Origin of the sequence: Helicobacter sp. NHP19-003 (assembly GCF_019703305.1) — a bacterium.
GTDB lineage: Bacteria > Campylobacterota > Campylobacteria > Campylobacterales > Helicobacteraceae > Helicobacter > Helicobacter gastrocanis.
The window spans coordinates 571,313-585,657 of record NZ_AP024814.1; the positions used below are offsets into that span (position 1 = coordinate 571,313).

Sequence of the window (14,345 nt, forward strand, 5' to 3'; positions counted from 1 at the left end):
AAATCATCTAAAATTTAAATCATAGGTGACCGTGCCGTTTTTGAGCGTTTCGATCGTGATGCTTTTTAAGTTGCGTGGGTGGCAAGGGCTTGCTGTTTCAAAGGCTTGCAATGTTTTGAGGGGGTGCCAAAACTGGATGCGCTTGTTTTGGGCGTGGTTTGTTTGCAGTACTTGGTAGGTCTGCTGTAGGCGCGCAAGGTGTTGTTGGTGTTCGAGGACGCCTTGTTGGTATAGGTCTATGAGTCCTCTAAATCGGTGGTGATCCTGCTCTGTATCTTGCGCCTCGGCATTTGCATCGATGTCTTTTTGCGCCCCTTTCATTTCTTCATTTAAGGTTTCAAAATCATTGGGCAACTTGCAAGAATTGCCATGATTAAGGGTGATGTTTGTGATGGTTATCGGAAAATCATTTTCAGAAACGATTCGAAGCTGGCTGGGTTTGAAAGATGTACTTTGTGTGAGCGATACCGCAAAATTTAAGGGCTGGGCACTGGTAGGTATAGGGCGTTAGAGCAAGGGCGATCAGTGCACTTGCGAAAATAGTGTTAATTTTTTTCATCTTAATTCCTTATAGTTTTATGGTCAAAATTAACAAATATTTGTGCAAAATAACGCTTGTTTTTTGGGTGTTTTCTTTAAGTTTTTGGTGCGCCGCCAGCGGCACACGCTAAAGTTTATTTTATGAGTGGTAGATGTCTTGAATGCTGTAAAGCCCAGGTTTTTGGGCAGAGAGCCACTTGGCCGCCTCTAGCGCGCCTTTGGCAAAGATGTTGCGCTCTGTGGCGGTGTGGCTCAACTCCAAATATTCTCCATCTAAGTAAAAGCCCACAGTGTGCCGCCCCACGATATCGCCTGCCCGCAGGCTTGTAAAACCGATCTCACCCTCTTTGCGCACCCCTTCTCTATGCTCTTGGCACACCTCTTTGAAGTCCACCCCTCGGGCGTGGGCGCAGGTTTGCCCCAAAGTGAGAGCTGTCCCGCTGGGCGCATCCTTTTTGTAGCGGTGGTGGATCTCTGTGATCTCAATGTCGGCATGCTCTAAATTCTTAGCCACAGCCCCCACCACTTCGTTTAACACTGCCACACCTAAGGACATGTTAGAAGCGTACAAAACGGGGACTTTTTGGCTAAGCTCGGCTAAAGCTTGCCATTGCTCTTGTAGCCCTGTTGTACCGCACACAAGAGGCAAGGGGTTTAAAAGCAAGACTTGCAAGAGGGTGTCTAGGGCCTTAGGAGAAGAAAAATCGATCACTAATTGGCAATGGGCAAGGAATTGTTCTACATCGTTGGTTACAAAAGTTTCCTGTGGCAAGATTTGGGCAAGCTGTAGGTTCAAATTTTGACGCAAAAAGACACTGGACAAAGCCAAATAGGGTTGTTTATGTATCTCTTTGGCAAGCAGACCCCCGACCTTGCCACTCGCCCCAAAAATCCCTACTTGTAATTGTTGCATTAAGAATGCCCCTCCAAATAGGCGAGAGCTGAGAGTGCAGCCGTGGCGCCGTCCCCAGCCGCACAGACCACTTGTTTTGCTGCTTGTGTGCGCACATCTCCGGCGGCAAACAGCCCTTTCACGCTCGTTTTCATCGCTAAATCCACCACCACAGCTCCATAGGGGTCGCAGGCACAAAGCATGCCTTTGTCGTCTTGTTCCAACACTTCGTTATTGATCTCATAACCCACAAAGACAAAAACTCCATGCACGGCAAGTTCCTTCACCACACCCGTGTGGGTGTTTTTAAACACGACAGCGTTGACCCCACTTGAGTCGCCCTTGATTTCTTCAATGACAGCTGGGGTTAAAAACTCAATTTTGGGGTTGCCTCTGGCTTTTTCTAGGGTGATGGGGGCGGCGCGGAAGGTGTCGCGACGGTGGATGAGGTAGATTTTAGTGCAAATTTTAGCCAAATAAAGGGCTTCTTCTAGGGCAGTGTCGCCCCCGCCCAAAACCGCCACCTCCTTATTCTTGTAAAAAAAGCCATCGCAGGTCGCACAAGTGCTCACCCCATTGCCCCAAAATGCATCCTCGCCCTTAATGCCCGCTTTTTTGGGCTTGCCGCCTGTGGCTACAATCACGCTTTTGGCGTGAAAAACTTTATTTTCATCGGTGTGGATGGCAAAATGCGCCCCATTAGGCTTAATTTGCGTAACAAGAGCCATTTCGTGCTTTAGGCCAAAACGAAAGCATTGTTCTTGCCAAGGCTGCATGAAGTCCAGCCCACTTACGATCTCACGCACCCCGGGGTAGTTTTCAATCTCGCTACTAAAGGTGATCTGCCCCCCTGGCGCACCTTTTTCAAACAAGACCACTTCTTTAAGCCCCCCCCTTGTGGCGTAAAGCCCTGCGCTAAGGCCTGCCGGACCCCCACCGATGATCGCTAGGTCTAGTAAAGGGGCATTAGAGAAGTTTGTCAATGTGATCCTTTAAAGATTGTTTGGAGAGTGCCCCCACGGTTTGATTCGCCACTTTACCATCTTTAATATACAGTACGGTGGGGATGCTACGGATGCCAAAACGGGCGGCTAATTCTTCTTGTTCGTCCGTATTCACTTTACAAATCTTCGCCCTGCCGGTGTACTCGCCGGCCAACTCGTCAATGATGGGAGAGAGCATTTTACAAGGTCCACACCAAGGGGCCCAAAAATCCACAACCACCGCCCCCTCTTTAGTTTCCACATCAAAATTTTCACTCGTCAATTCAATATAACCAGACATCGATTCTCCTAAATTTTTAAGTTAGGCCTGCATTATAACATGGATTGCCAAGCTTGCCTTTAAACTCAAAAAGCAATGTTTTGTATCCATTCAATTTGGCAATTTGGTAACTCCCCCTTAAGTGTGAGCGCATCTATGCAAAAGGGTGAATCGCTGGGATTCTCTTGAAAATACACATCAATGGTTTGTTGGATTTTTTTTAACTTGTGGGGTGTGATCGCATAGAGTGGCTCGTCTTGGCGGCGGCTTTTGACCTCCACGAAGTGCAACACCCCCCCTTTTAAAGCGACAATGTCGATCTCGCCAAAGGAGCTATAAAAGTTGCGGCAAACAATGCTACACCCTTGTTTTTGCAAATATTGGCAAGCCAAATTCTCGGCAAGTTGTCCCCTTGTGTTCATGCCAAAATGGGGTAAATTTGCACCCCCTCGTTTAAGTCCGCTAGGTTATCTTGCAAATACGCTAGGTGTGTGGGCTTGGTGATATAAATGTGGCTTTGCCCCGCGCAAAAGTGCAAAGTCGCGGGGATGTTTTGTGGCATGGGCTGCTCTCTAGGCGGACATAGTGGGGGTTGGGGGTTGTGGGGCTAGGGCGATTTTTGGCAAGTCTTTTGGTTTTGGGCTGTGTTTTTGTTTGCAAAAGTCCACAATATCGTTCACCACGGCGCTGGCTGTGGCTAACCCCCCAGCTCCCGCTCCATAGTAAAAAGTCTCTCCCACAGAGTCGCCCACAAAAATAGCCCCATTCATCACGCCCCTAACTTGGGCAAGCAAATGCCCTTGTGGCAACAAGACAGGCCCCACGCTCAAGGCTAGCCCCCCTACGCCTTTATGCGCTTGTGCTAGGAGTTTTAGAGTGTAACCTAAGCGTTTGGCATGTGCCAAATCGGCGTTGGTGATCTGCTCAATGCCCCGAATTGCCATGCTTTCAAACACGATCCGCCCCCCAAAGGCCAGAGATGACAAAATGAGCAGTTTATGTGCGCTGTCTTGCCCGCTGGTGTCTAGGTGGGCGTTTGCCTCGGCATAGCCCAGCTCTTGGGCTTTTTGTAGGGCACTCTCCAAGCTTTGCCCCAAGCCCATTTGTTCTAATATAAAATTGCAAGTCCCGTTCACCACGCCCTGTATGCCGACAATGGCATTAGACGCTAGCCCCTCTTTAAGGGCCTTGATTAAGGGGATGCCCCCACCCACACTCGCCTCAAAGCCAATGGAGCTGTGGATGAGCTCTTGATGCTTGGCAAGCATGGCCTTGTTTGCGGTGATAAAACCCTTGCCCCGCTCTAGAGCTTTTGTGGCGAGCTTATAAGCCAAATCCACCTGTCCGCTCAACTCCACGATCAAATCGATCTGCGGGTCGTCTAAAAGGCCGTCTGCATTTGCGCTTAAAGCAAAGTCCACAGGGCGTTTTTTGGATAAATCCCTAACCACCCCCTTTTTTACCACTAGCTGATGTCCGCACCTTTGCGCCAACAGATCGGCGTGTTTGTTTAAAATCTCCACCACGCTAAGGCCCACACAGCCCAAGCCCACAATCCCAATTTGCAACATTATTCAACTAAGCCTTGTTTCTGCTAAATTTTTCTGTAAAAAAATCTACAATCGAGTCTAGGTATTTCAAAATAAAAGGCGTGATGAGCATGGAAAAGATGATCATCAGCACCAAGAATTGTTGGATGTCGTCTGCTCCGACATGGATGATGTCGTGATCGCGCAAAAAGGCTAAAATCCCTTCGTGTTTTTGTAGAGTTAAAAGATTATGTTTGCTCGCGCTCAAAAACACCACCAACGCAAATTCCCCAATTTGGGCCAAAGAAAGTGCAGCTTTTAAAGCACTTTTACTATCCCTAAAGACCCGCAAAATGGCGTATAAAACCCCCGTTTTTAAAAACATGGCGATGCTTAGCAAGAAAATCACAGCAAAGAAGTTTTCAAACAAAAACCCTAGGTGGATTTGCATGCCCACCGTAACAAAGAAGAGCCCCAAAAAGATGTTTTTAAGCGGGGCGAACTCTTCTTGCACACGGATACGATAACGCGACTTAGAGATCGCCATGCCCGCCACAAACGCCCCCAATGACATAGAAAAACCAAAAAAGTGGCTAAGGCTTGCCGCCCCAAAGACAATCAGTAAAATTGTACCCATGAAAATCTCTGGCAAGCGGCTTTCGGCGGCCAGCCCTAAAATCCTTGTCGCGGCGAGTTTGCCGGGCAAAAGCAACAAGGTCAAGATGATGGTTGCCGACACAATGGTTTTGACCACCAAGCCTAAAAAGTGGTTGCTTCCCCCGCCCATGAGCATTAAAATCAGCAAAATGGGGATCGCCGCGATGTCTTGAAAGATCAAAATCCCCACCACAATTTTACCCGTAGGCGTGTTTAACTGCTTGCATTCTTCAAAGAACTTGAGCACAATCGCCGTAGACGAGAGCGAAAAGCCCATGGCCACGACAAAGGAGAAGCCCCAAGACGACCCCATGACAAAGTAACCAAAAAGTACATGTAGGGCGGAAGTAACGACCACTTGCAACCCGCCAAAGAGCAAGACCTCCTGTTTCATGGTCTTGAGTTTATCGAAGTTAAATTCAAGCCCAATCATAAACATCAAAAATACAATCCCAAAATCTGCAATCTCTGAGAGCGATTCGAAGTCCTGGATGTGGAAGAGTGCGGCGATGACAAGCCCGGTCAAGATGTACCCGATGATGACGGGCATTTCGATTTTTTTCAGCAAAAGGCCACTCACCACACTAAGACCCAATCCAGCTACAACCACATACAGAGCATGTGCTTCCATTTTGCGCCCTCACTCACCCTTTCAAAATCCTGCCATAAAAGCAATTATTAAAAAGGGTCATTATATAATAAGTTGAATAAACAATTAAGGTTTTCTGCGTGGAACAAGCGATTGCGTTAGCGGGTGTGTATGAGCTACAAGGGCGTGTGCTTGAAGCTTTACAGATTTACAAGAGCATTTTAAAAAGCGACCCGCACCACAAGCAAGCGTTGCAAAGCCACAAACGCTTGAGTGCACTCGAGCAAAAAGTCCCGCAAAAGCCCGCACCTGCCAAGCCCAAATCCGTGGTACACCTAAGTCAATACGCCCCGCTGCAGCGCTTCCAAATCCAAAACATGCAATCTCTTTTTATCCAAGCCACAAGCTTGGCCGAGCTTGCAACAATCGAACAATGGTTACTCAAATGGAATTAAAAAATATCATATCCCAAGCCTTAGATGAAATCGAACAAGTGGAGCAAAAGCCCAAGGCGGTGAGCAAAGCCCCACCCTCCCGCCAAAGCCCTAAAGTCTTGCAAGAAGAACAGCAATTCTTAAAGGACTTGGAGCAAAAGACTCTATTGCTCTTTGAGGGACTAAAATCCCCCCAAACCAAGAATTTACCCATGAAACTAGATTTGGTGGTGAATTACTTGCAATACCAGCTTTACATGATTCAAGAAAGATTGAAATCTTTTAAAGATTGATGTTTTTCATTGATTTTGTGTTAGTATCTAGTTTTTGTTAACTTTCCATTGAGGTGCTTATGATCAAGATACTCATGATAGAAGATGATGTTGAGTTGGCTGAGATTTTAAGCGAGTTTTTAAGCCAACATGGCATAGAAGTGGTCAATTGCGATGAGCCCTACACGGGCATCAGTGCCGCCACCACCCAACAATACGACCTGCTCTTGTTAGATTTGACCCTGCCTAATTTAGATGGGCTAGAAGTGTGTAAGCGCATTTCCAAACAAAAGGACATCCCCATCATCATTTCTTCGGCAAGAAACGATCTAAACGACAAAGTAGAAGCCCTAGAGTGTGGGGCGGACGACTACATCCCCAAACCCTACGACCCCAAAGAACTCTTAGCGCGCATACAATCTTTGTTGCGCCGCTACAACAAGAAACCCGCCCAAGAGAGGGGCTTGCCAAACAAGAACAACCTTTTTAGAATCGACCATGACGCTAGAGAGGTCTATATGCAAAATAGAAAACTCGAGCTCACCAGGGCTGAATACGAGATACTCACGCTCTTGATCAGCAAAAAGGGCTATGTGTTTTCTAGAGAGTCGATCGCCATTGAATCCGAGTCGATCAATCCTGAAAGCTCCAATAAGAGCATAGATGTCATCATCGGGCGTTTGCGCTCTAAAATCGAACAAGACCCCAAAAAACCTAAGCACATCATCTCTGTGCGGGGAGTCGGCTACAAGCTCGAGTTTTAAATGCCTTTTTCAATCTTTAGCAAGATTGTTTTTTTGTTTGTGATCTCGATCACAAGCTTTGCCGCCTTTTCTTACTACTTCATCCGCTCACAAATCGATCATGAAAACTTCCAAACCCAAATCCGCCACCAACAATTCATCACCACCATCAACCAAGTCCTAGCCGACAAGAGCAACCGCTACTCCGCTGAAGTCTACCTACACGAGTTGGGCTTTCAAGAGATCACCCAACAAGAATTGCGCGAAATCCTAGCCAACCAGCATGGCAAGATCGAAAATGACGAAAACCCCCTAGCCCATATCATCAAAGTCGGCAATAAGATTTTCATCTCGCTCAAAAGTCAGGGCGACACGGTGCTGTATAAGGAAATCCAAAAGACCTCGTATCGCAACTACTACTTTGCCATCTCTGTGGGGGCGTTTTTAATCACCATGATTTTTGTTTTCATGTTGCAAGGCTTCATCCCCATCAATGAATTGCGCAAAAAGGTGCATTTATTCTCCAATGGCGAAATGGACATTGAGTGCAAGTTAGAGCAACAGGACGAAATTGGGGATTTGGCCCTAGCCTTTGACAACGCCATTAAAAAAATCAAGGGCATGAACGAGTCGCGCATTTTATTTTTAAGGGCCATCATGCACGAGCTTAGAACCCCCATCGCCAAGGGCATGATTGTGGCCGAAATGGTGGATAACAGCGTGCAAAAAGAGCGGCTAGTCACGACCTTTAAACGGCTCAACGCCCTCATCGAGCAATTTGCCCGCATCGAGCAACTCTCCTCCAAGAACTACAAAATCACCAAAGAAATTTTTTTAATGGACCGCCTGCTAGAACATGTCAAAAACATGCTGCTCTTAGAAAGGGGGAGTACCTGTATTGTGGCAAACTTGCCCAATTACACCTTTGAAACCGACTTTGAGCTCTTTAGCCTTGTGATTAAAAACTTGCTAGACAATGCCCTAAAATACAGCCCAGATCGGCAGGTGAAACTCGAAGTGAGCGGTAAAGATTTATTGGTTTCCAATCGGGGCGAACCGCTTAAAGAAGACCTAATGCACTACTTCAAACCCTATTTCCACCACGAAAATCCCAGCGATGCGCACGGCTTTGGGCTAGGCATGTATATTATTAAAAGCGCACTAGACACCTTAGAATTGCGTTTAAGCTACGCCTACAAGGACGAGTACAATATTTTTACGATCCACGGGTGCATTTTGCAAGAATTTGGACCGCTCTTTTTTAAATCCAAAAGGGGGGTGAAAGTCTAATGTTTGGTTTGTTTGCCTGCGCCACCCCAGCCCTAGCTCACCAAGCCCTGCTCTCTTTACAACACCGCGCCCAAGAGGGCATTGCCCTAGCCATCGCCAACCACCACATAGAATTTAAACAATCTCAAGGCTTGCTCAGCAGCACTCCCAAAGACTTTTTTAAAGAAGCCCCCCACGCTCTAGGCCAAGTCCTAGGCACACACCACGACTTTTACGCTAATGAGAGACTAGCCATCGCCTTTTGTGGCCACTTGCCCAACACTGACAACCCAGCGCATTTTATAGCCAAAGCTCTAGAACAAGCCAAAGCCTCAAATTTGGAAGCTAAATTAAAAGAGGTGATCCCCACACTTAAAGGAGCTCATGCATTTTTGCTCTTAACCCCGGATAACTTAACCGCTGTGCGCGACCCCTTTGGCTATCGCCCCCTTTTTGTGGGGGATTTAAAGGGAGGTTATGCTCTAGCTAGCGAAAGCAGTGCCTTACAAGCATTGGGGGTGCGCAATATCCAAGAAGTCCCCCCAGCCACGCTTTACACGAAAAAAGGCGCAATGCTCCTAGCCCCCCCCACACCTAGCCCCTGCGTGTTTGAAGCCATTTACTTTAGCCACCCAAGCAGTGTGGTGTTTAGCCAAAGCGTGTATGCCCTGCGCCTAAAGTTGGGGCAAGCCCTAGCCAAAGAACACCCCTTAAAAGCAGATTTTGTGCTGCCTATCCCCAATAGTGGGAGCATCGCTGCCCTAGCTTATGCCAAAGCATTGAAGCTAGACTTTGCCCCGCTTTTGAGCCTTAATCCCTATGTGGGGCGCTCCTTCATAGAGAGTACCCAAGAAGGCAGGGAGCTTAAAGCCCGCCAAAAATTCAGCCTTGTGCTCGAGCCCGTGCAGGGTAGGGACATTATTCTCATAGACGACTCGCTTGTTAGGGGGACCACAAGCAAGGTTGTGGTGCAAATGTTAAAAGATGCAGGGGCTAGGCGCATCCATTTACTCCTCACCACCCCCCCCATCCTAGCACCCTGTTTTTGGGGCATTGACATTCCCAAAAAAAGCGAGTTATTAAGCGTGCAGGGGGGAGAGGCTGAGGCGATAGGGGCGAGTAGCGTGGGCTTTTTGTCTTTAAACGCCCTAAAGGCCACTCTCAACGCCCCCTTTTGCAAGAATTGTTTCATTTCGCAAAATAAGGATAGCCATGTTTAAACGATTCCGCCGTCTAAGAGCCACGCCCACTTTGCGTAACTTGGTGCGTGAAACTAGGTTACACACCGCCGACCTCATCGCCCCCCTATTTGTGTTGCAAGAGGGCAAGAGTGCGCCCATTGCGTCCATGCCCGGGGTGTGGCAGATGGATTTACAAGATTTATTGAAAGAGTGCGCCTTGTTGCAAGAGCTAGGCATCCAAGCCGTGTTGCTCTTTGGCTTGCCTAGCTCTAAAGACCCCACCGGCTCAAGCGCGTTGAGCGCAGACCACCCCATAGCCACCGCCACAAGAGCGATTAAAGAAAACTTCCCCGATTTGTGCGTCATTGCAGATTTATGCTTTTGTGAGTACACCGACCACGGGCATTGTGGGATTTTAAAAGACGGGGTGCCAGACAACGACACGACCCTAGAAATCTTGGCTAAACAGGCGTTGGTTTTGGTGCAAAGCGGGGTAGACATCATCGCCCCTAGTGCCATGTTAGATGGCATGGTGATCGCTTTACGCCAAGCCCTAGATGAAAACGGCTTTAGCCAAACCCCCATCATGAGCTACTCCACCAAGTTTGCCAGCAGCTATTATGGACCTTTTAGAGAGGCGGCAAATTCTGCCCCAAGCTTTGGAGACCGCAAGGCTTATCAAATGGATTTTTCCAACCGCAGGGAGGCGATTTTAGAGAGTTTAGAAGACGAAACTCAAGGGGCGGACATTCTTATGGTCAAACCCGCTCTAGCTTACCTCGATATTGTTAGGGACATTAAAGAGCGCACACTCTTGCCCCTTGCGCTTTATAATGTGAGCGGAGAGTATTCCATGTTTAAACTTGCCCAAGCGCACAATCTCATGGACTACAACAGCCTAGTTTTAGAAACCATGACCGCCTTTAAGAGGGCGGGGGCAGACATCATCATCAGTTACCACGCCAAAGAAGTGGCCAAGTTACTACAGAAAGGATTTTAATGGGACGGGCTTTTGAATACAGAAGAGCAGCGAAAGAAAAACGCTGGGATAAAATGAGTAAAGTGTTCCCTAAACTTGCCAAAGCCATCACTTTGGCGGCTAAAGAGGGCGGGGGGGACCCGGCCAGCAACGCCAAACTACGCACCGCCATTTTAAACGCCAAAGCACAGAACATGCCTAAAGACAACATAGACGCGGCGATTAAAAGGGCAAACAGCAAAGAGGGGCAGTTGGTAGAGGTGAGCTATGAGGGCAAGGCAAACCACGGAGTCTTGCTCTTCATTGAGTGCATGACAGATAACCCCACCCGCACCATTGCGAATTTAAAAAGTTACTTCAACAAAACCCCGGGGGCGAGCATTGTCAATAACGGCTCTTTAGAGTTCATGTTTGCGCGCAAAAGTGTCTTAGAGGGGCGTTTGGCGGATTTAAAACCTTTAAATTTGTCTTTGGAGGATTTGGAGCTGAGTTTGATCGACTATGGGCTAGAGAGCCTAGAAGTGGAGAGGGAGAGCTTTTTTGCCATCGGCGATTACCAAGACTTCAAACAGCTAAACGAGGGCTTTGAAACCTTGAACATCCCCGTGCAAAAGGCAAACTTGCAACGCATCGCCAACGCCCCCATCACTTTAAGCGAGCAAGCCCTAGCCGAGAGCGAAAAACTGATCGACAAGATCGAAGAGGACGACGATGTGATCGCCCTTTACACCAACATTTCTTGATAGCGTTTTAAAATTTCACAGGCAGCTAGGCTATCTAGCGTGCCGTCCTTTCTTGCGTTTTGGCGTTTTTGCGCCTTGAGGTGGTGGGTGTACTCTAGGGCATCGCAACTTGTGTTGCCCTCATTGACAAACACAATGGGTGTAAAGTTCAACAGCCCCACAAAGTGCAAAATGCGCTTGCGGGTGTCTGTGTAGTTTTCGGGGGGCAAGCCCACCACCAGGCAAGAGGGCTTTTTCTCATCTAGCAGGGCCTGCAGCTCTTGGCTGGCTTGTTTACGATTGAGGCGTAAAATGGGCTCTAGGGGCAAAATAATGCCTTGCACGCTTATGGCTAAACCGATGCGTTTTAAGCCGATGTCGCACGCGAGGATCACTGCACCACCACCCGCCCCTTTTCTCTTTTCACCACACCCAAGAGCTCTTGTTCTAACACTAAATCCCCAAAGAGGGCGTAAGCTTCTTCAAAACTCGGGGACTTTTGGCAAAACTCTAAAAACCCCACTTCTGTGGGATCTGGAAGGGTTTGGGGCACATTTAAGCCAAAATCTCTAGCCAAGCCCTCCACAAAGGCGGCGGTGCTGTAAATGGCTTTGGCCTTATTTTGCGCGAGTAAAGCGTTTGTGCCCGGGCTCTCAAAGAGCCTTTGGGGCAGGACAAATAAGGGCTTGTTTAACTCTAGCGCAAGCCTTGCGCTCGCCATAGACCCGCTGTTTTCCTGTGCTTCGGGGATGATGACAAGATCGCTCAAGGCAATGACGAGGCGGTTTCTTTCTAAAAAGGTAAAGCGGTAGGGCTGAAAGTCTTCTGTATATTCGCTTAAAATGAGTCCCACCTTCGCAATTTCTTGAATGATCTTGGCGTTGCTAGGTGGGTAAATGCGCTTTAAAGAGCAGGGGGCGCACATAATTGTAGAGGGCAGGGCGTTTTTTTGAGCGATAATATCTACTCCAAGTGCTCCCCCACTTGCCACCACCGCCCCGATTTTAACCAACTCTTTGGCGAGTGTGGCGGTCATTTGCTGGGTGTAGGTGTTGGGCTTTCTTGTGCCGACAATCGCCACTTTCAGGGGGGCTTGTAGGTGTTTTAGCTCCCCCACATAGTGCAAGAGTTTTGGGGGGTTTTTTAGGGCTTTGAAACTTAGGGGCAGAAAGTCTAGGGGCTTGGGCGCAAAGGGGCTAAGCATTAGGGGGTGTGGGTCTGCTTTTCTAGCACAATCTCCACCTCTAGGGTGTCTATGTCGTGGTTAGAATTTGCCCTAACATCGATCTTGCTCGTTTGGGTGTATTTTTGCACCACCGCCAAAATCTCTTTTTTCATCTCGTCAATGTAGGGCAGGCGCACACTGCGCTCATAGGCGAGCACAAATTTTAGGCGGTCTTTGGCAATGTGTGCGCTGTTTGCACCCTTAAACCATTTGTTCAGCAAAGAAGTCATACAAACAAGCCCCTTAAAGCCCCCATCAGCCCCCGTTTAGCCTTAAACTCTGCAAAGGGGACATCTTCGCCCAAAATGCGCTTGGTGATCCTTTGAAACGCTTGTGCGCTCGGGCTTTGGGTGTAAATGATGGGTTCGCCGGTGTTGGTGGCAGAGATGATCTTAGGGTCTTCGGGTATGAGCCCGATTAAGGGCAGAGCTAGGATTTTCAGCACATCATCGTTAGAAAGCATTTCTTGTTTTTCCACAAGCTCAGGCTTGATGCGGTTGATCAAAATGTGTTTTTCCATTTCTTGCCCCTCCTTGCGTTTTTGGTTTTTAGCGTCCATGATCCCTATGACTCTGTCGCTGTCGCGCACACTGCTCACCTCCGGCGTTACCACCACAATCGCCCGGTCGGCAAAGAGCATGGCATGCTCAAATCCGCTTTCAATCCCAGCGGGTGAATCGATCAAAACGAAGTCAAACTGCGCCCTTAAATCCGCAATCAAAGCTTGTACTTTGGATTTTTCTAGGATATTTTTATCCTTGCTCTGTGAGGCGGGCAAAAAGAAAAGGTCTTTATTTTTCTTATCGCTGATCAAGGCTTGGGGCAGTTTGCAGTTGCCTTCCATCACATCCACGACATCATAGACAATGCGGTTTTCTAAGCCTAAAATCATGTCTAAATTACGCAGTCCTATGTCAAAGTCGATCGCCACAACCCTTTTGCCCTGTTGGGCGAGTCCTATGGCTAAATTCGCCGTGGAAGTGCTTTTACCCACCCCACCCTTGCCCGAAGTGATCGTGATAACCACAAACGCCCCTATTGGAACAAGTAATGGCGCAAATGCGCCCCTGTTTGCTCTAAAAGTTCGGTTTTTAGGGCTTTCCTATTGCTGTGGATTTGGGGGTAGCCTTGCTCTTTTTCTTCTAAAAACTTCTTGGCAAACGAGCCGTTTTGGATTTGTTCTAGTACTTCTTGCATGCGCTCTTTCACACTGGGGCCAATGACCTTCGCCCCGCTCTCAAGCCCCCCATACTCGGCAGTGTTGGAGATGTGCTCTTGCATGCTGGCCAAACCCTTGGCGTAAATCAAATCCGCAATCACTTTTAACTCTTGCACACATTCAAAGTAGGCGACTTCCTTGGGATAACCCGCTTCCACTAAGGTGTTGAAAGCGTTCAACAATAGATTTTCCACTCCCCCGCACAGCACCGCCTGCTCGCCAAAAAGGTCGCAATGGGTTTCATCCCTAAAGGTGGTTTCTAAAATCCCCACCCGCCCACAGCCCAAAGCATAGGCATAGCCTAGGGCGATCTCTTTGGCGTTTTTGTGGCTGTTGTCTTGCTCTACACCCATGAGGGCAAAGACCCCCCGCCCTTCTTTGTAATTCTCTCTTAAAGCGTAGCCCGTGCTTTTAGGCGACACCAACGCCAAGCCCACGCCCTCGGGAGCTTGCACTTGCCCAAAGCACACGCTGAAGCCATGGGCAAAAATCAAGGTCTGTCCGGACTGTATGTAGGGAGCGATCTCTTGCTTGTAAATATCGCCGTGGATCTCATCGGGCAAAAGCAGTGCCAAAACGGCGCACTCTTGCACGCATTTTTTCACGCTAAAGACTTCAAAGCCATCTTTTTTGGCAATGGCAATGCTGGGGCTGCCCTCATACAGCCCGATTTGCACCGCCACCCCGCTGTCCCTTAAATTGAGTGCATGCGCCCGTCCATGTGCGCCATAGCCCAAAACGGCGACCTTTTGATCCAAAAGCGTTTCCAAATTGCCATCTTGGTTTGTATAAATGGGTAAATCACCCATAATTACCCTTTTATTTATGATA

The 14,345-nt window shown here is 48.2% G+C and carries 20 protein-coding genes; 7 read left to right on the forward strand and 13 right to left on the reverse strand.

Annotated elements, in window-relative coordinates:
- Window positions 1-3: 3 nt before the first annotated feature.
- The 8 genes from K6J72_RS03025 to K6J72_RS03060 form a co-directional block, all read right to left on the reverse strand.
- A complete protein-coding gene (locus K6J72_RS03025) occupies window positions 4-354 on the reverse strand; it encodes a hypothetical protein (RefSeq protein ID WP_221280531.1) in 351 nt (116 codons plus the stop codon).
- Between the two features lie 325 nt (window positions 355-679).
- Window positions 680-1,453, reverse strand: a complete 774-nt coding sequence (dapB, locus tag K6J72_RS03030; protein WP_221280532.1) for a 4-hydroxy-tetrahydrodipicolinate reductase — start codon at window positions 1,451-1,453, stop codon at window positions 680-682.
- A complete protein-coding gene (gene trxB / locus K6J72_RS03035; RefSeq protein WP_221280534.1) occupies window positions 1,453-2,415 on the reverse strand; it encodes a thioredoxin-disulfide reductase in 963 nt (320 codons plus the stop codon). Before trxB ends, dapB begins: the two co-directional genes overlap by 1 nt.
- On the reverse strand, window positions 2,399-2,716 hold the full coding sequence (gene trxA, locus K6J72_RS03040; RefSeq protein WP_221280537.1) for a thioredoxin: 318 nt from the start codon (window positions 2,714-2,716) through the stop codon (window positions 2,399-2,401). The genes trxB and trxA overlap by 17 nt, the downstream gene beginning before the upstream one ends.
- A gap of 65 nt (window positions 2,717-2,781) precedes the next feature.
- Window positions 2,782-3,117: a YraN family protein gene (locus K6J72_RS03045; RefSeq protein WP_221280540.1), complete on the reverse strand. Its 336-nt coding sequence runs from the start codon at window positions 3,115-3,117 to the stop codon at window positions 2,782-2,784.
- Window positions 3,114-3,257 carry a hypothetical protein gene (locus K6J72_RS03050; RefSeq protein ID WP_221280542.1) on the reverse strand — a complete coding sequence of 48 codons (144 nt, stop codon included), beginning with the start codon at window positions 3,255-3,257 and terminating at the stop codon, window positions 3,114-3,116. Before K6J72_RS03050 ends, K6J72_RS03045 begins: the two co-directional genes overlap by 4 nt.
- A gap of 10 nt (window positions 3,258-3,267) precedes the next feature.
- Window positions 3,268-4,266, reverse strand: coding sequence for a homoserine dehydrogenase (locus K6J72_RS03055; RefSeq protein WP_221280544.1), 999 nt, complete (start codon window positions 4,264-4,266; stop codon window positions 3,268-3,270).
- A 7-nt stretch (window positions 4,267-4,273) separates the two neighbouring features.
- A complete protein-coding gene (locus tag K6J72_RS03060; RefSeq protein WP_221280549.1) occupies window positions 4,274-5,512 on the reverse strand; it encodes a cation:proton antiporter domain-containing protein in 1,239 nt (412 codons plus the stop codon).
- A 98-nt stretch (window positions 5,513-5,610) separates the two neighbouring features.
- On the opposite strand from K6J72_RS03060, the gene K6J72_RS03065 reads away from it, so the two are divergent.
- From K6J72_RS03065 to K6J72_RS03095, 7 genes are read left to right on the forward strand one after another with little or no spacing between them, the layout of a single operon-like run.
- Entirely contained in the window at window positions 5,611-5,925 is a 315-nt protein-coding gene (locus K6J72_RS03065; RefSeq protein WP_221280550.1) for a hypothetical protein, read from the forward strand.
- Entirely contained in the window at window positions 5,916-6,197 is a 282-nt protein-coding gene (locus K6J72_RS03070) for a CiaD-like domain-containing protein (RefSeq protein WP_221280552.1), read from the forward strand. Before K6J72_RS03065 ends, K6J72_RS03070 begins: the two co-directional genes overlap by 10 nt.
- A gap of 59 nt (window positions 6,198-6,256) precedes the next feature.
- The gene (gene arsR, locus K6J72_RS03075; RefSeq protein WP_221280554.1) at window positions 6,257-6,940 is read left to right on the forward strand and encodes an acid response regulator transcription factor ArsR; all 684 of its coding nucleotides are present in this window, start codon (window positions 6,257-6,259) and stop codon (window positions 6,938-6,940) included.
- Window positions 6,941-8,209, forward strand: coding sequence for an ArsS family sensor histidine kinase (locus K6J72_RS03080; protein ID WP_221280557.1), 1,269 nt, complete (start codon window positions 6,941-6,943; stop codon window positions 8,207-8,209).
- Window positions 8,209-9,408 carry an amidophosphoribosyltransferase gene (locus tag K6J72_RS03085; protein ID WP_221280559.1) on the forward strand — a complete coding sequence of 400 codons (1,200 nt, stop codon included), beginning with the start codon at window positions 8,209-8,211 and terminating at the stop codon, window positions 9,406-9,408. Before K6J72_RS03080 ends, K6J72_RS03085 begins: the two co-directional genes overlap by 1 nt.
- Window positions 9,401-10,369 carry a porphobilinogen synthase gene (hemB, locus tag K6J72_RS03090; RefSeq protein ID WP_221280561.1) on the forward strand — a complete coding sequence of 323 codons (969 nt, stop codon included), beginning with the start codon at window positions 9,401-9,403 and terminating at the stop codon, window positions 10,367-10,369. The genes K6J72_RS03085 and hemB overlap by 8 nt, the downstream gene beginning before the upstream one ends.
- Window positions 10,369-11,091 carry a YebC/PmpR family DNA-binding transcriptional regulator gene (locus K6J72_RS03095; protein WP_221280563.1) on the forward strand — a complete coding sequence of 241 codons (723 nt, stop codon included), beginning with the start codon at window positions 10,369-10,371 and terminating at the stop codon, window positions 11,089-11,091. The genes hemB and K6J72_RS03095 overlap by 1 nt, the downstream gene beginning before the upstream one ends.
- On the opposite strand, the gene K6J72_RS03100 is transcribed toward K6J72_RS03095, so the two are convergent.
- The 5 genes from K6J72_RS03100 to ilvC are packed head-to-tail and all read right to left on the reverse strand — an operon-like array spanning window position 11,073 to window position 14,323.
- On the reverse strand, window positions 11,073-11,465 hold the full coding sequence (locus K6J72_RS03100; RefSeq protein WP_221280565.1) for a RuvX/YqgF family protein: 393 nt from the start codon (window positions 11,463-11,465) through the stop codon (window positions 11,073-11,075). The genes K6J72_RS03095 and K6J72_RS03100 overlap by 19 nt on opposite strands.
- Window positions 11,462-12,274: a DNA-processing protein DprA gene (dprA, locus tag K6J72_RS03105; RefSeq protein WP_221280575.1), complete on the reverse strand. Its 813-nt coding sequence runs from the start codon at window positions 12,272-12,274 to the stop codon at window positions 11,462-11,464. The genes K6J72_RS03100 and dprA overlap by 4 nt, the downstream gene beginning before the upstream one ends.
- Window positions 12,274-12,525 carry a cell division topological specificity factor MinE gene (gene minE, locus K6J72_RS03110; protein ID WP_221280586.1) on the reverse strand — a complete coding sequence of 84 codons (252 nt, stop codon included), beginning with the start codon at window positions 12,523-12,525 and terminating at the stop codon, window positions 12,274-12,276. The genes dprA and minE overlap by 1 nt, the downstream gene beginning before the upstream one ends.
- Window positions 12,522-13,322, reverse strand: a complete 801-nt coding sequence (gene minD / locus K6J72_RS03115) for a septum site-determining protein MinD (protein WP_221280588.1) — start codon at window positions 13,320-13,322, stop codon at window positions 12,522-12,524. The genes minE and minD overlap by 4 nt, the downstream gene beginning before the upstream one ends.
- Before the next feature lie 8 nt (window positions 13,323-13,330).
- Window positions 13,331-14,323 (reverse strand): ketol-acid reductoisomerase, encoded by a 993-nt coding sequence (gene ilvC / locus K6J72_RS03120; protein WP_221280590.1) that lies wholly within the window; start codon window positions 14,321-14,323, stop codon window positions 13,331-13,333.
- Window positions 14,324-14,345: the final 22 nt, after the last annotated feature.

What these genes read in the sequence shown, in the direction of transcription:
- dapB (WP_221280532.1), bottom strand. Translation starts at nt 1,453, where the DNA reads ATGCAACAATTACAAGTAGGGATTTTTGGGGCGAGTGGCAAGGTCGGG.
- trxA (WP_221280537.1), bottom strand. Translation starts at nt 2,716, where the DNA reads ATGTCTGGTTATATTGAATTGACGAGTGAAAATTTTGATGTGGAAACT.
- K6J72_RS03045 (WP_221280540.1), bottom strand. Translation starts at nt 3,117, where the DNA reads ATGAACACAAGGGGACAACTTGCCGAGAATTTGGCTTGCCAATATTTG.
- K6J72_RS03050 (WP_221280542.1), bottom strand. Translation starts at nt 3,257, where the DNA reads ATGCCACAAAACATCCCCGCGACTTTGCACTTTTGCGCGGGGCAAAGC.
- K6J72_RS03055 (WP_221280544.1), bottom strand. Translation starts at nt 4,266, where the DNA reads ATGTTGCAAATTGGGATTGTGGGCTTGGGCTGTGTGGGCCTTAGCGTG.
- K6J72_RS03060 (WP_221280549.1), bottom strand. Translation starts at nt 5,512, where the DNA reads ATGGAAGCACATGCTCTGTATGTGGTTGTAGCTGGATTGGGTCTTAGT.
- K6J72_RS03070 (WP_221280552.1), top strand. Translation starts at nt 5,916, where the DNA reads ATGGAATTAAAAAATATCATATCCCAAGCCTTAGATGAAATCGAACAA.
- arsR (WP_221280554.1), top strand. Translation starts at nt 6,257, where the DNA reads ATGATCAAGATACTCATGATAGAAGATGATGTTGAGTTGGCTGAGATT.
- K6J72_RS03080 (WP_221280557.1), top strand. Translation starts at nt 6,941, where the DNA reads ATGCCTTTTTCAATCTTTAGCAAGATTGTTTTTTTGTTTGTGATCTCG.
- K6J72_RS03085 (WP_221280559.1), top strand. Translation starts at nt 8,209, where the DNA reads ATGTTTGGTTTGTTTGCCTGCGCCACCCCAGCCCTAGCTCACCAAGCC.
- hemB (WP_221280561.1), top strand. Translation starts at nt 9,401, where the DNA reads ATGTTTAAACGATTCCGCCGTCTAAGAGCCACGCCCACTTTGCGTAAC.
- K6J72_RS03095 (WP_221280563.1), top strand. Translation starts at nt 10,369, where the DNA reads ATGGGACGGGCTTTTGAATACAGAAGAGCAGCGAAAGAAAAACGCTGG.
- dprA (WP_221280575.1), bottom strand. Translation starts at nt 12,274, where the DNA reads ATGCTTAGCCCCTTTGCGCCCAAGCCCCTAGACTTTCTGCCCCTAAGT.
- minE (WP_221280586.1), bottom strand. Translation starts at nt 12,525, where the DNA reads ATGACTTCTTTGCTGAACAAATGGTTTAAGGGTGCAAACAGCGCACAC.
- ilvC (WP_221280590.1), bottom strand. Translation starts at nt 14,323, where the DNA reads ATGGGTGATTTACCCATTTATACAAACCAAGATGGCAATTTGGAAACG.